Below are 13,505 nucleotides of genomic sequence, written 5' to 3'. Positions count from 1 at the left end.
GTGCCCATCCACGATCACCCACGGGGGCGGTGATCTCTCGCCGGGTTACTCCGTCTCGGGGAAGGCGTCGGCTCGGGACTCGGGGGCGGGCGTCAGGAGGAGGGGCCGCTGCTGTGGGCGATGCACGCCACGTCGATCCGGTCGGCCAGCTTGGCCAGCTCGATGGTGAGGGCCGCGACGGTGTCCTCGTCCAGGCTCTCCTCGCCGGTCTCCACCAGCCGCAGCCACCGTCCGCCGACCGTGCGCAGCAGCTTGCTCACGTCGGACGCGGCGACCTGGAGCGTGCCGCGGTCGTCGACGATCAGAGGCAGGGTCACTTCGCGGTTCACAAAGGGGATCGTAGTCGCGGAAGGCTCACGCTCCGTGCCATACGGTGGTGATGTTGCAGAACTCGCGGATTCCGTGCCCGGACAGCTCACGCCCGTAGCCCGACCGCTTGACCCCGCCGAACGGGAACGCCGGGTGGGACGCCGTCATCCCGTTCACGTACACGCCGCCCGCCTCCAGGTCCCGGACGAAACGGTCCACGTCCGCGTCGTCGCGCGTCCACACGTTCGAACTGAGCCCGAAGTCGGTGTCGTTGGCGATCAGCACCGCCTCGTCCAGGTCGGCCGCCCGGTAGAGCGTGGCGACCGGTCCGAAGGCCTCCTCGCGGTGGATGCGCAGCTCGCGGGTGACGTCCGCCAGGACGGTCGGCGGGTAGTACCAGCCCGGCCCGTCCGGGCGTTCGCCGCCGCACAGCACGCTCGCGCCGCCGCGCACCGCGTCGTCGACCAGCTCCACCAGGTCGCTGCGGCCCTGCTCGCTGGAGAGCGGGCCGACCTCGGTCTCCTCGTCCATCGGGTCGCCGACCTTCAGGGCCCGCATGCCCTCGGTGAAGCGCTCGGCGAAGGCGTCGTACACGTCCGTGTGCACGATGAACCGCTTGGCGGCGATGCACGACTGCCCGGCGTTCTGGGTGCGCGCGGTCACCGCCACCGCGGCGGCCCGCTCGACGTCGGCGGACGGCATGACGACGAACGGGTCGCTGCCGCCCAGCTCCAGCACCGTCTTCTTGATCATCTCCCCGGCGGTGGAGGCCACCGCGCGGCCCGCGGGCTCGCTGCCGGTGAGGGTGGCGGCCCGCACCCGTTCGTCGCGCAGGATGTCGTCGACCTGGGCGGAACCGATGAGGAGGGTCTGGAAGCAGCCCTCGGGGAAGCCCGCCCGGTGGAACAGGTCCTCCAGGTACAGGGCCGTCTGCGGCACGTTCGAGGCGTGCTTGAGCAGCCCGACGTTGCCGGACATCAGCGCGGGCGCCGCGAACCTGATCACCTGCCAGAGCGGGAAGTTCCACGGCATCACCGCGAGCACCGGGCCGAGCGGCCGGTAGCGGACCAGGGCACGGGAGGCGCCGGAGTCCTTCACGTCGGCCTCGGCGGGCTCCTCGTCGGCCAGCAGCTCCGCCGCGTGGTCGGCGTACCAGCGCATCGCCTTGGCGCACTTGGCCGCCTCGGCGCGGGCCTGCTTCACCGGCTTGCCCATCTCCGTGGTGATGACCTTCCCGATCTCCTTCTGATCGGCCTCGAGGAGATCGGCGGCGCGGCGCATCAGCCCGGCCCGCTCGTAGAACCCCGTGGTCCGGTAGGTGCGGAAGGTGGCCTCCGCGAGCTCGATCCGGCGCTCGATCTCCTCCTCGCCCATGGCCTCGTACGTCCTGAGCGTCTCGCCGGTCGCCGGGTTCACCGTCGCGATGGGCATGGCCGACCTCCCTGGGTGCATTCGTGCTTCGACCTTGGCGCGCGGCGTGAGGTGCCGCAACGCGGACGGGTCGTGTCGTTCCTCGTGGTTCCTCGTGGTGTCTCGTCAGTGCGAGTGCTCCGCCAGGCGGTCGAGAAACGCGGCCTGCGCCTTCACGATCACTTCGCGGGCCCGGTCCAGCGCGAACCACGCCACCCGATCCAGTTCGGGGAACTCCTCGGTCCGTCCCGACTTCGGCGGCCACTCCATCGTGAAGGTGCCGGGGACCACGGTCGCCGGATCGAGGTCGGCCTCGACCGCCCAGACCGTGACGAGCTTCCCGCCCGCCTGCCGCACCTCCCCGAGCGGAACGGCCCCGCCCTCGGGCGGCGGCAGCCCCAGCTCCTCCTCGAACTCCCGCCGGGCCGCCTCCCACGCCGGTTCCCCGGAGTCGTACTCGCCCTTGGGCACGGTCCACGCCCCGGCGTCCCGGCGGGTGTAGAACGGGCCGCCCATGTGACCGAGGAGCACCTGCAGCTCCCCGCCGGGAGCGCGCCGGTGCAGCAGCAGACCCGCACTGCGCCTCACGGGGCCACCCCGGGGTGGGCGGCGAGCAGGGTGTCCACGGTGTCCGCGTCCCCGGGGCGCTTGTCCTCGCGGTAGCGGACCACGCGTGCGAAGCGGAGGGTGACGCCGGCCGGGTAGCGGGTGGACCGCTGCAGGCCGTCGTAGGCGATCTCGACGACGAGCTCGGGGCGTACGGTCACGCCCCAGCCGTGCTCCTCGACGGCCAGCTCCTTCAGGCGCCCGGTCTGCCAGGTCAGCAGCGCGTCGGTCATGCCCTTGAAGGTCTTGCCGAGCATCGCGAAGGAGCCGTCGGCGGTGCGGGCGCCCAGGTGGAGGTTGGAGAGCTTGCCGGTGCGGCGGCCGTGGCCCCACTCGGCGGCCAGCACCACGAGGTCGAGGGTGTGGACCGGCTTGACCTTCAGCCAGGACGCGCCGCGCCGTCCCGCGCTGTAGGGGGCGTTGAGCCCCTTGACGACGACGCCCTCGTGCCCGCGCGCCAGCGTCCGGGCGAGGAACTCCTCCGCCGCCCCGGTGTCCTCGGGGCCGTGCACCAGGGTGCGCCGTACCCGCAGGGGCTCGGGGACCAGCCGGGTCAGCTCCGCGTGCCTCTCGGCCAGCGGCAGGTCGAGCAGGTCGCGGCCGTCGACGGAGAGCGCGTCGAAGAAGACCGCGGAGACGGGGACCGCCCGCGCCGCCGTGGCCACGTCGGTGCGGGAGCCGACCCGGCCGGCGGTCTCCTGGAAGGAGCGGGGGCGGCCGTCCGCGTCGAGGGAGATCGCCTCGCCGTCCAGGATGAACCGCTCGCCGGGCAGTGCCAGAGCCGCCTCGGTGACCTCGGGGAGCCGGTCGGTGATGTCGTCCAGGGTGCGGGTGTGGATCCGCACGGTGCCGCCGTCCCGGTGCACCTGGACGCGGATGCCGTCCAGCTTCTCCTCCACCGCGGCGGCGCCCAGCTTGCCGACCGCCTCGGCGACCGAGGACGCGCTGTGTGCCAGCATCGGCAGCACGGGCCGTCCGACGGTGAGCCGGAACCGGTCGAGGGCGCCGGGTCCGTCGGCCAGCAGGGCTTCGGCCACCGTCTGGAGCGACCCCGCGAGCATCACCGCACGCCGTACGTCCGCCGGGGGAGCGTCCGTCGCCGCGGCCAGGCCCTCGACGGCGGCCGCGTCCAGGGCGCCCTGGCGGACCTCCCCGGTGAGCAGGCCGGTCAGGAAGCGCTGCTCGTCCGCCGTGGCGGCGCCCATCAGCTCGCCGACCAGCCGGGCCCGCTCGGCCTGCGAACCGGCGCCGGAGACCGCGCCGAGCCGGGTGAGACGCGCGTCCACGTCACGTACGGTCAGGGTCGGCGCGTCCGCGGGCGGGACGCGGCGGCTCAGCACCTTCCAACCGACGCCGATCCGGCCCTGCGGGAGCCGTCCCGCCAGGTACGGGATGACGACCGGCACGTCCGCCGCCTCCGCCTCCCGGAACAGCTCCGCGAGCAGGACGGTCTTCCGGGACCGCGCCGACGTGGCCGCGACCTCCCGGGACACCTGGGCCAACCGGGCAAGCAGCATGCAGTCATGGTGCACCGCAGCGGGCGGGCGTACACCCCGCGGCTGCCGCGCGGGTCCGGGTACGCCCTTCCCGGGTGCTCCGGAGTGCCCTCACTCCGCGATGGCGGCGTCCAGGTCCGACATGATCAGGTCGCCGACGACCGCCGACGCCGCGCGGTACCCGCCGCTCGCCGCGTGGACGACCTGCTCGGCGAAGCCCATGGCGTTGCCCGCGGTCCACACGCCCGGCACGCTGGTCCGGCCCGTCGGGTCCACCACGGGGTAGGCGCCGAACGGGGTCTCCCGCAGCTGGGCCCCCAGCCGTTCCATCAGGCCGGTCTGCGGGACCGCCTTCGGGGCGACGAACACCACCGTGCGCTCGTGCGCCGTGCCGTCCGCCAGCCGCACCCCGGTCAGCCGGTCGTCCTCGACCCGCAGGGCGGCCACCTCGCCGGGCACCACCTTGACCCCGGCCGCGGCGAGCCGCCGCAGGTCGTCGTCGGACAGCTCCCGCTCGGCGACCGTGTGCAGGAAGAGCGTCACGTCGTCCGACCAGCCGGACACCATGAGGGCCTGGTGCACGCTGAGCGGGCTGGTGGCGAGGACGCCGAAGCGTTCGTCCCGCACCTCCCAGCCGTGGCAGAACGGGCAGTGCAGCACGTCCCGGCCGTACCGCTCGGCGACCCCGGGCACGGCCGGCAGCTCGTCCCTGAGACCGGTGGTGACGATCAGCCGGCGGGCGTGCACGGTGTCCCCGCCGGCCAGCTCCACCGCGAAGTCCCCGTCCCTGGACACGTCCACCGCGCGGTCGCGGACCAGTTCCACCCCGTAGCGGGCGATCTCCTCCCGGCCGAGGGCCAGGAACTCGGCGGGGGACATGCCGTCCCGGGTCAGGTAGCCCTGCATGTGGTCCGAGGGCGCGTTGCGCGGCTCACCGGCGTCGACCACCAGGGTGCGCAGGCGGGAGCGGCCCAGGACGAGCGCGGCGGAGAGCCCGGCCGCGCCGCCGCCGACGACCACCACGTCGTACGTCCCGGACGGTGCCTTCAGGTCCTTCGGGTCCTTCGGGTCCTTCAGATCGTTGAGGTTCGTGTTCTGGGTCATGGTGACCACCTCCACCCAGAAGGTCGCTCGGATTCGACAGGATTGACAAATAGGTTTGCCGGAACTGCAATAAAAGCATGACGACCGCAGACGATGTCCTCGCCGGTGTCGGGCCGAGGCTCCGCCAGGTGCGCAAGGAGCGGGAGGTGACCCTGGCCGCGCTGTCCGAGGCGACCGGCATCTCGGTCAGCACCCTGTCGCGGCTGGAGTCGGGCCTGCGCAGACCGAGCCTCGAACTGCTGCTGCCGATCGCCCAGGCCCACCAGGTGCCGCTGGACGAACTGGTCGGCGCGCCGCCGGTCGGCGACCCCCGGGTGCGCGCCAGGCCCATCGTGCGCCACGGCCGTACCCACTGGCCGCTCACCCGCCAGGCGGGCGGGCTCCAGGCGTTCAAGGTGCTGGAGCCCGAGCGCAGGGAGGAGCCGGACCCGCGCACCCACGAGGGGTACGAGTGGCTGTACGTCCTCTCGGGACGGCTGCGGCTCGTGCTGGGCGAGCACGACGTGGTGCTGTCGGCGGGGGAGGCCGCGGAGTTCGACACTCGGGTGCCGCACTGGTTCGGGTCGACGGGGGAGGGGCCGGCCGAGTTCCTCAGCCTCTTCGGCCCGCAGGGGGAGCGGATGCATGTACGGGCGCGGCCCGCGCAGGCATGACCCCGCACCCCGCACCCCGCACCCTGTACCCCGCACTCCGCACCCTGTTCCCCGATCGGCAAGCGACCGCTTAGTATGCGGTTGACCCGGTCGGACGACGCAGTCGGTGGAGGCCCCGCATGCAGGCATGGCAGGTGCACGAGAACGGCGAACCGGGCGAGGTGATGCGCCTCGCGGACGTGGCGCCGCCGACGCCCGGCGAGGGTCAGGTCCTGCTGAGGGTCCGCGCCGCGAACATCAACTTCCCGGACGCCCTGCTGTGCCGCGGGCAGTACCAGATCCGGCCGCCGCTGCCGTTCACGCCGGGCGTGGAGATCTGCGGCGAGACCGAGGACGGGCGCCGCGTCATCGCCAACCCCGCGCTGCCGCACGGCGGCTTCGCCGAGTACGCCCTCGCCGACGCCCGCGCCCTGCTGCCCGCACCGGACTCCCTTGACGACGCCGAGGCGGCCGCCCTGCACATCGGCTACCAGACCGGCTGGTTCGGCCTGCACCGCCGGGCCCGGCTGGAAGCCGGCGAGACCCTGCTCGTCCACGCCGCCGCGGGCGGCGTCGGCAGCGCCGCCGTGCAGCTTGGCAAGGCGGCCGGCGCCACCGTCGTCGGCGTCGTCGGCGGTCCTCAGAAGGCGGCCGTCGCCCGCGAACTGGGCTGCGACGCGGTCGTCGACCGGCATGCCGAGGACGTCGTCGCGGCCGTGAAGGAGGCCACCGGCGGCCGGGGCGCCGACGTGATCTACGACCCGGTGGGCGGCCAGGCCTACGCCCAGTCCGCCAAGGCCGTCGCCTTCGAGGGCCGGATCGTCGTCGTCGGCTTCGCGAGCGGCACGATCCCCAGCCCGGCGCTGAACCACGCGCTGGTGAAGAACTACACGATCCTCGGCCTGCACTGGGGCCTGTACAACACCAAGAACCCGAAGCTGGTCCGGCACTGCCACGAGCGGCTCACCGAACTGGCCGCACAGGGCGCCGTCAAGCCGCTGGTGAGCGAGCGCGTCCCGCTCGACGGGGCGGCGGACGCCGTGCAGCGCGTCGCCGACGGCAGGACGACCGGCCGGGTGGCCGTCGTACCCGAGAAGGCAGTACCGCAGACACCGCAGACCACGAACACGCAGACCACGAACACGCAGACCACGCACACGCAGGCCACGGAGAAGGGAGCCGCCGCATGACCGACGCAGCGGAACTGCGCCGCCGTACCCAGGAGTTGCTGGCCGCCCACCCGCCGGCGACCACCGGACGCCTGGACTTCCTGCGCGCCCGCTTCGACGCGGGACTCGCCTGGGTGCACTACCCGAAGGGCCTCGGCGGCCTCGGCGCCCCGCGTGCCCTCCAGGCCGTCGTGGACGCGGAGTTGGCGGCGGAAGGGGCCCCCGACAACGACCCGCGGCGCATCGGCATCGGCCTCGGCATGGCCGCCCCGACCATCCTCCAGTACGGCACCGAGGAGCAGAAGCGCCGGCTGCTGCGCCCGCTGTGGACCGGCGAGGAGGTCTGGTGCCAGCTCTTCAGCGAGCCGGGCGCCGGATCCGACCTGGCCGCCCTCGGCACGCGCGCGGTACGGGACGGCGAGGACTGGGCGGTGAGCGGGCAGAAGGTGTGGACGTCCAGCGCGCACCTCGCCCGCTGGGCCATCCTCATCGCCCGTACCGACCCGGACGTGCCCAAACACCGGGGCATCACGTACTTCGTGTGCGACATGACCGACCCCGGGGTCGAGGTGCGGCCGCTGCGCCAGATCACCGGCGAGGCCGAGTTCAACGAGGTGTTCCTCACCGACGTCCGCATCCCCGACTCCCGCCGCCTCGGCGAGGTCGGCGACGGCTGGCGGGTCGCGCAGACCACGCTGAACAACGAACGCGTCGCCATCGGCGGCACGCCGATCCCCCGCGAGGGCGGCATGATCGGCAAGATCGCCGAGACCTGGCGGGAACGCCCCGAACTGCGCACCCACGACCTGCACCAGCGGCTGCTCGGCCTGTGGGTCGAGGCCGAGGTCGCCCGCCTCACCGGCGTACGCCTGCGCCAGCAACTGGCGGCCGGTCAGCCCGGACCCGAGGGCGCCGGCATGAAGCTGAACTTCGCCCGGCTCAACCAGGAGATCAGCGGCCTGGAGGTGGAACTCCTCGGCGCGGACGGCCTGCTCTACGACGACTGGACCATGCGCCGCCCCGAACTGGTCGACTTCACCGGCCGCGACGCCGGATACCGCTACCTGCGCTCCAAGGGCAACAGCATCGAGGGCGGGACCAGCGAGGTCCTGCTGAACATCGTCGCCGAGCGCGTCCTCGGCCTGCCCGCCGAGCCGCGCACCGACAAGGACGTCGCATGGAAGGACCTCGCCCGATGAGCGCACAGCCGGAACCCGCCCTGCTCCTCTCGGAGGAGGAAGAGGCGCTGCGCGCCGCCGTCCGGGACCTGCTCACCGACCACTGCGACCCGGCGGGCGTCATCACCCGCACCGAGTCGGCCGCCCGCCACGACGTGCCGCTGTGGAAGGCCCTCGCCGACTCGATGGGCCTCGCGGGCCTGCTGATCCCGGAGGAACTGGGCGGGCAGGGCGCCACCCACCGCGAAGCCGCCGTGGTCCTGGAGGAACTGGGCCGCGCGGTCGCACCGGTGCCGTACCTGACGAGCGCCGTCGTCGCCACCGAGGCGCTGCTGGCCTGCGGGGCCGACGACCTGCTCGGCGAGCTGGCGTCCGCCACCACCGTCGCCGTGCTCGCCGTCGGGCTGCACGTCGCACCGGGCGGCGCCGTCCCGCGGGCGCGCCTCGAAGCGGGCGCGCTGCACGGGGAGTTGACCGGCATCGCCGACGCGTCCGTCGCCGACGTGCTGCTCGTGCCCGCGGACGACGGGGGCCTGTACGCGGTCGGCGCCGCCGACGCCGCGGTCACCGGGCAGGTGTCGCTCGACTCCACCCGGCCGCTGGCGCGCGTGACCCTGGACGGTGCCCCGGGGCGTCGTCTCGGCGACGCGGAACCGGCCGTACGCCGTGCCCTGCGGACCGGTGCCGGGCTGCTCGCCGCCGAACAGCTGGGCCTCGCCGAGTGGTTGCTGACCGAGACGGTCCGCTACCTCAAGGAACGCAAGCAGTTCAACCGCCAGGTCGGCGGCTTCCAGGCGCTCAAGCACCGGCTGGCCCGGCTGTGGCTGGAGGTGGCGGGCCTGCGAGCCGCGGCCCGGAACGCGGCCGACGCCCTGGCGGCCGGCGCGGACACCGACGTGGCCGTTGCCGTGGCCCAGGCGTACGCGGCCCAGGTCGCCGTGCACGCCGCCGAGGAGGCGCTGCAACTGCACGGCGGTATCGGCATGACGTGGGAACACCCGGTCCACCTGTACCTCAAGCGGGCCAAGGCCGACTCGATCGCCTACGGAGCGGCGGGCACCCACCGCGCGGCGCTGGCCGAACTGGTCGACCTGCGGGCTCCCTGACGCACCTGGCCGCGGTGAGGTGAACGACCGGCGGCGGTCCGGCCAACTCACCGCACGGCTCTGCTCCCTGGGGCCGTCGGGACCCCATACTCACAGGCGTCCCGTACGGCACTTCCAGGGAGGCAGAGCATGGCCCTCACCACCCGACGCAGAGCCCTCACCACCCTCGGCGCCGCCCTCGCGGGCGCGGTCGCCCTGCCCGCCGGCCCCGCGCTGGCGTCACAGGGCGGGCACGGTCCGCGCCCGCTGTGGCGTGCGCACGCCCACAACGACTACGAGCACCCCCGGCCCCTCCTCGACGCCCTCGACCACCGCTTCGGCAGCGTCGAGGCCGACGTCTACCTGGTCGGCGGCCAACTCCTGGTCGCCCACGACCCCGAGGACCTCGACCCGACCCGCACCCTGGAGTCGCTCTACCTCGACCCGCTCGCCGCCCGCGTCCGCGCGCAGCACGGCCGGGTCTACCGACGGGACCGCGGCTCCCTGCAACTCCTGATCGACATCAAGACCGAGGGTGAGGCGACCTACCTCGAACTCGACCGCCGACTGCGCGCCGCTACAAGCACCTGTTCACCTCCTATGCCCACGGGCGGGTCTTCCCGGGCGCGGTCACCGCGGTCGTCTCCGGCGACCGGGCGGCCCGTGCGCCCATGGAGGCCCAGCGCAGCCGCCGCGCCTTCTACGACGGCCGCCTCACCGACCTCGGCACCTCGGCACCGGCCTCGTTCGTCCCGCTGATCAGCGACAACTGGACGCTCAACTTCACCTGGCAGGGCGTCGGCACCTTCCCGGCGGCCGAGCGGCGCAGACTGCGGGACATCGTGGGCGCGGCACACACGCGCGGGCAGCGGGTGCGCTTCTGGGCCACGCCCGATGTGGCGGGGCCGGCGCGGGACGCCGTGTGGGCCGAACTGCTCGCCGCCGGTGTCGACCACCTCAACACCGACGATCTCGGGGGCCTCGAAGCGTTCCTCGACGCGCACCGGGACGCGTAGGGCAGCGTCTCAACACCACTCGTTCGGAGGACAGGTCAGCCGCCCGGACGAACCCTCCGCTACGCCACACTTACGGCCGAACGCCGCGAAGTGGACGTGGCGGAGGAGGTTGACGATGGCCGTTTCCATCTCTGTGGTGCTCTTGCTGTCCATCCTGGCGGTGCTCTTCCTGCGCAACGGCGGGCTGAAGGTCTCGCACGCCCTGGTGTGTCTGCTGCTCGGCTTCTACCTGGCGAGCACGAGCATCGCCCCGACCATCAACAGCGGACTGACCGCCACGGCGGACATCGTGGGCAGCCTCAGACCGTAGGGCGGCGGGCGGTGGCGGGGGCCGCCGCGTCGTCCCGCGCCGTCCCGGCGGGAGGCGGGGGCTCCGGCCGGCCGGGCAGCAGCAGGCACAGCGGGACGGCGAGAGCGGTGAGGGCCACCGACCACCAGAAGGCCCGGTCGAAGGCGCCGGCCAGGGCGCTCGGGCCGTGGGCGCCGAGGGCGGTGTGCTGCAGGACGACGGCGAGCACGGCGATGCCCACGGAGCCGCCGATCTGCTGGGCGACACGGGTGATGACACCCGCGTCCGGGATCTCCTGGTGCCGCAGCCCGACGTAGGCGGCGCCCATCGGCGCGATCATCGCGGCGCCGAGCGCGATGCCGCGGACGAACAGCGCGGCCATGAGCACGGTCCCGCCGGTGCCGGCGGTGACGAAGGCGAACGGCACCGTGGCCGCGGCGACGAGGGCGAAGGCGGCGACGGCGACCCGGCGGGGGCCGACGCGGTCCATGTACCTGCCCGCCAGGCCGCGCGCGAGCAGTGCCCCCACACCCTGCGGCACGAGCGCGAGCCCGGCGCCGAGGGCGTCCTCGCCGCGGACCTGCTGGAAGTACAGGGGCAGCAGCATCATCGGCCCGTACAGGGCGATGCCGCCCAGGAAGAGCAGGGTGGCGGAGGAGGCCACCGCGCGGTGGCGCAACAGCCGCAGATCGACCAGGGCGCCGCCGGGGCGGGTCAGGGACCGGGCCGTGAAGCCGCCGACGAGGGCGAGTCCGCCGAGCAGCGGCACGAGGACCGCGGCGCCGGTGGATCCGGCGCCGCCCTCGACCCGGGACAGGCCGTAGACCAGGGCGGCGACGCCCGGGCAGAGCAGGATCAGGCCGACGACGTCCAGGCGGACGCGGGGGCCGCCGGGCTCCGGCCGGTCGTCGGGGAGGTTCCGCAGGGCCAGCCACCCGCCGACGACGCAGAACGGGATGTTGACGAAGAACATCCAGCGCCAGTCGGCCAGATGCAGGATGAGGCCGCCCAGGACCGGGCCGAGGATCGGGCCCAGCGCGGTGGGCACCGTGATGATCGCCATGACCTTGCCCGGGTGGCTGCCCCTGGCCGCCTGCATGAGCAGCGTGGCCATGAGCGGCATCATGATGCCGCCCGCGAGGCCCTGGACGACACGGAAGACGATCAGACTCGTGGCGTTCCACGCCAGCGCGCTCAGCACCGAGCCGAGCAGGAAACCGCCCAGCGCCGCGATCCACAGCCGTCGGCCGCCGAAGCGCGCCTGGGCCCACACGGCGAGCGGGATGGTGACGAACACCGCCAGCAGGTAGCCGGTGCTCACCCACTGGACCGTGGCCAGCGGGGCGTCGAACGCCATCGCCAGGTCGTCCAGCGCGACGCTGACGACGGTGGTGTCGAAGACGACGGCGAGCGCGCCCACGACGAGGGTGGCCCCGGTGCGCCAGACGGCGGGGTCGACGCGATCGGGACGTGCTGCCGCGGACGCGGCCCCATGGGGGGTGCTCACGAACCCCCACCTCCTTAAGATAGAGCGTCCTTTCTTACGGTCGCCAGAGTAGGGCGATAGGATAAGAAAGGCAATTCTTTCTCGCTGGGAGGAGGCGTGGATGGCGCAGCGGCGCCGCGGAGCGGCACTGGAGAAGGCACTCCTGGACGCGGCCTGGGACGAACTCGCCGAGCGCGGCTACGCCAGGTTCACCATGGACGGCGTCGTCAGGCGCGCCGGCACCAGCCCGCCGGTGCTGTACCGGCGCTGGGCGGGCCGCGACGAGCTGGCCCGGGCAGCCGTCGCCCATGTCCTGGAGGAAGCCCGCGTCGACACCCCCGACACGGGGAGCCTGCGGGGGGACGTGCTCGCCCTCATGCGGGAGATCGGCACCGCCAACGCCCAGCTCGTCATCCTCATGTACGCGCACCTGGCCGGCTACTGCCAGGAGACCGGCACCAACCCCGGCGAGCTGCTCGACGCGGCGCGCGGGAAGTCCGCTGACGCGCTCGCCGAGGTCTACGACCGGGCCGTCGCCCGCGGCGAGGCCAGGCCGGAACGGCTCACCGGGCGCGTCAGGTCCCTCCCCTTCGACCTGTTGCGCCAGGAGATCCTCGCGACCCTCGCGCCGGTCCCCGAGGACGTCGTCGAGGAGATCGTCGACACGATCTTCCTGCCCCTGGTGCGCTGACGGCCGAACGGGAGGCGTCGGACAGGAACTAGGCGTCCACGACCCGGGAGCGGATGAGGAAGCGCACCCCCTCCGGCGCCTCCAGCGAGAAGCCGCTGCCCCGGCCCGGGACCACGTCGACGATCAGCCGGGTGTGGCGCCACGCCTCGTACTGGCTGCGCGACATCCAGAACTCCACCGGCTCCTCGACGCCGTCGACGGCCAGTTCGCCGAGCAGGATGTCCGAGGCGCCGGTGCGGAACTCGCCCGCCGGATAGCACATGGGTGCGCTGCCGTCGCAGCAGCCGCCGGACTGGTGGAACATCAGCGGGCCGTGCGCCTCGCGGAGCCGCCGCAGCAGTGCGGACGCCTCGGGGGTCAGCTCGACGCGCGGGGTCTCCTCGTATGTGTCGCCCATACCGCACATGCCAGCACGGGGAACGTTGCGAGCGCGTTGCGCGGCACCCGTGGCGGCCCGTTCGCCTCCTCCTCCTCCTCGTCCTCGGTGAGAAACCTCTTTTGACATACCTATCTGAACATATCTATTGTCTCGGGGTGACCGCCTCCAGCACCCCTCGCCGGGACCTCGACCGCATGGCCTCCGGGCTCGCGGCGTGCCTTCCCGGCCTGCACCGGGCGCTGGACCGACAGGTCACCGCCCGGTACCCGCACCCCAAGCCCCCCGAGGGACAGCTCGCCCTGCTGCGGTACGTCGCGCAGCACGAGGGCGTCACGGTGCGCGAGGCCGCCGAGGCCCTGCTGATGAAGCCGAACAACGTCAGCGCCCTGGTCTCCCAGCTCGTCGAGCAGGGTGACCTGGAGCGCCGGCGGGACAGCGCCGACAAGCGGGTCGCCCACCTCCACCTCACGGCCACGGCCCGTGAGCGAGTGTCCGAGGTGCGGGAACTGGAGACCGAGTTCATCCGCCACGCCCTGACCTCCCTCACCGAGGGCCAGCAGGGCGCGCTCGGCTCCGCCCTGGACGCCCTCGACGCGTTGACGCGGCACCTCCACCCCGGCGTCCGCTGAGCCGTGTGCCCGCCCTCGCGGCGCGT

At 73.4% G+C, this 13,505-nt stretch carries 14 protein-coding genes and 1 pseudogene; 8 read left to right on the top strand and 7 right to left on the bottom strand.

Features of this window, described 5'->3' with window-relative positions:
* Positions 1-92: 92 nt before the first annotated feature.
* The 5 genes from ACFV9J_RS07325 to ACFV9J_RS07305 form a co-directional block, all read right to left on the bottom strand.
* Positions 93-329, bottom strand: a complete 237-nt coding sequence (locus ACFV9J_RS07325) for a DUF6213 family protein (RefSeq protein ID WP_003977626.1) — start codon at positions 327-329, stop codon at positions 93-95.
* Between the two features lie 25 nt (positions 330-354).
* A complete protein-coding gene (locus ACFV9J_RS07320) occupies positions 355-1,740 on the bottom strand; it encodes an NADP-dependent succinic semialdehyde dehydrogenase (protein WP_385351109.1) in 1,386 nt (461 codons plus the stop codon).
* Between the two features lie 105 nt (positions 1,741-1,845).
* On the bottom strand, positions 1,846-2,307 hold the full coding sequence (locus ACFV9J_RS07315) for an NUDIX domain-containing protein (RefSeq protein WP_385351107.1): 462 nt from the start codon (positions 2,305-2,307) through the stop codon (positions 1,846-1,848).
* The gene (locus ACFV9J_RS07310) at positions 2,304-3,842 is read right to left on the bottom strand and encodes an ATP-dependent DNA ligase (RefSeq protein WP_385351105.1); all 1,539 of its coding nucleotides are present in this window, start codon (positions 3,840-3,842) and stop codon (positions 2,304-2,306) included. Before ACFV9J_RS07310 ends, ACFV9J_RS07315 begins: the two co-directional genes overlap by 4 nt.
* 90 nt (positions 3,843-3,932) lie before the next feature.
* Positions 3,933-4,925, bottom strand: coding sequence for an NAD(P)/FAD-dependent oxidoreductase (locus ACFV9J_RS07305; RefSeq protein WP_385351102.1), 993 nt, complete (start codon positions 4,923-4,925; stop codon positions 3,933-3,935).
* A gap of 77 nt (positions 4,926-5,002) precedes the next feature.
* Here ACFV9J_RS07305 and ACFV9J_RS07300 point away from each other — a divergent pair, with 77 nt between their 5' ends.
* From ACFV9J_RS07300 to ACFV9J_RS07275, 6 genes and pseudogenes are all read left to right on the top strand, one after another.
* A complete protein-coding gene (locus tag ACFV9J_RS07300; protein WP_385351100.1) occupies positions 5,003-5,578 on the top strand; it encodes a helix-turn-helix domain-containing protein in 576 nt (191 codons plus the stop codon).
* Positions 5,579-5,697: 119 nt separating this feature from the next.
* The gene (locus tag ACFV9J_RS07295) at positions 5,698-6,747 is read left to right on the top strand and encodes an NADPH:quinone oxidoreductase family protein (RefSeq protein WP_385351097.1); all 1,050 of its coding nucleotides are present in this window, start codon (positions 5,698-5,700) and stop codon (positions 6,745-6,747) included.
* Positions 6,744-7,925, top strand: coding sequence for an acyl-CoA dehydrogenase family protein (locus tag ACFV9J_RS07290; protein ID WP_385351095.1), 1,182 nt, complete (start codon positions 6,744-6,746; stop codon positions 7,923-7,925). Before ACFV9J_RS07295 ends, ACFV9J_RS07290 begins: the two co-directional genes overlap by 4 nt.
* A complete protein-coding gene (locus ACFV9J_RS07285; RefSeq protein WP_385351092.1) occupies positions 7,922-9,010 on the top strand; it encodes an acyl-CoA dehydrogenase family protein in 1,089 nt (362 codons plus the stop codon). The genes ACFV9J_RS07290 and ACFV9J_RS07285 overlap by 4 nt, the downstream gene beginning before the upstream one ends.
* 129 nt (positions 9,011-9,139) lie before the next feature.
* Positions 9,140-10,005 (top strand): annotated as a pseudogene (locus tag ACFV9J_RS07280) (phosphatidylinositol-specific phospholipase C/glycerophosphodiester phosphodiesterase family protein).
* Positions 10,006-10,120: 115 nt separating this feature from the next.
* Positions 10,121-10,315, top strand: coding sequence for a hypothetical protein (locus tag ACFV9J_RS07275; protein WP_003977636.1), 195 nt, complete (start codon positions 10,121-10,123; stop codon positions 10,313-10,315).
* Here ACFV9J_RS07275 and ACFV9J_RS07270 read toward each other — a convergent pair.
* Positions 10,305-11,801, bottom strand: coding sequence for an MDR family MFS transporter (locus ACFV9J_RS07270; protein WP_385351089.1), 1,497 nt, complete (start codon positions 11,799-11,801; stop codon positions 10,305-10,307). The genes ACFV9J_RS07275 and ACFV9J_RS07270 overlap by 11 nt on opposite strands.
* Before the next feature lie 100 nt (positions 11,802-11,901).
* On the opposite strand from ACFV9J_RS07270, the gene ACFV9J_RS07265 reads away from it, so the two are divergent.
* Complete coding sequence (locus ACFV9J_RS07265) at positions 11,902-12,471, top strand: TetR/AcrR family transcriptional regulator (RefSeq protein ID WP_385351086.1); 570 nt, start codon at positions 11,902-11,904, stop codon at positions 12,469-12,471.
* A gap of 28 nt (positions 12,472-12,499) precedes the next feature.
* On the opposite strand, the gene ACFV9J_RS07260 is transcribed toward ACFV9J_RS07265, so the two are convergent.
* Positions 12,500-12,868, bottom strand: a complete 369-nt coding sequence (locus tag ACFV9J_RS07260; protein ID WP_385351083.1) for a DUF779 domain-containing protein — start codon at positions 12,866-12,868, stop codon at positions 12,500-12,502.
* A 137-nt stretch (positions 12,869-13,005) separates the two neighbouring features.
* Between ACFV9J_RS07260 and ACFV9J_RS07255 the strand changes: the two genes are divergently transcribed.
* Positions 13,006-13,479, top strand: coding sequence for a MarR family winged helix-turn-helix transcriptional regulator (locus ACFV9J_RS07255; RefSeq protein WP_385351081.1), 474 nt, complete (start codon positions 13,006-13,008; stop codon positions 13,477-13,479).
* The last annotated feature ends 26 nt before the right edge of the window (positions 13,480-13,505 follow it).

The organism is Streptomyces sp. NPDC059906, assembly GCF_042730645.1.
GTDB lineage: Bacteria > Actinomycetota > Actinomycetes > Streptomycetales > Streptomycetaceae > Streptomyces > Streptomyces rubrogriseus.
Note: the sequence above shows the minus strand (reverse complement) of the source record. Positions and strands in the feature narration are given on the sequence as shown.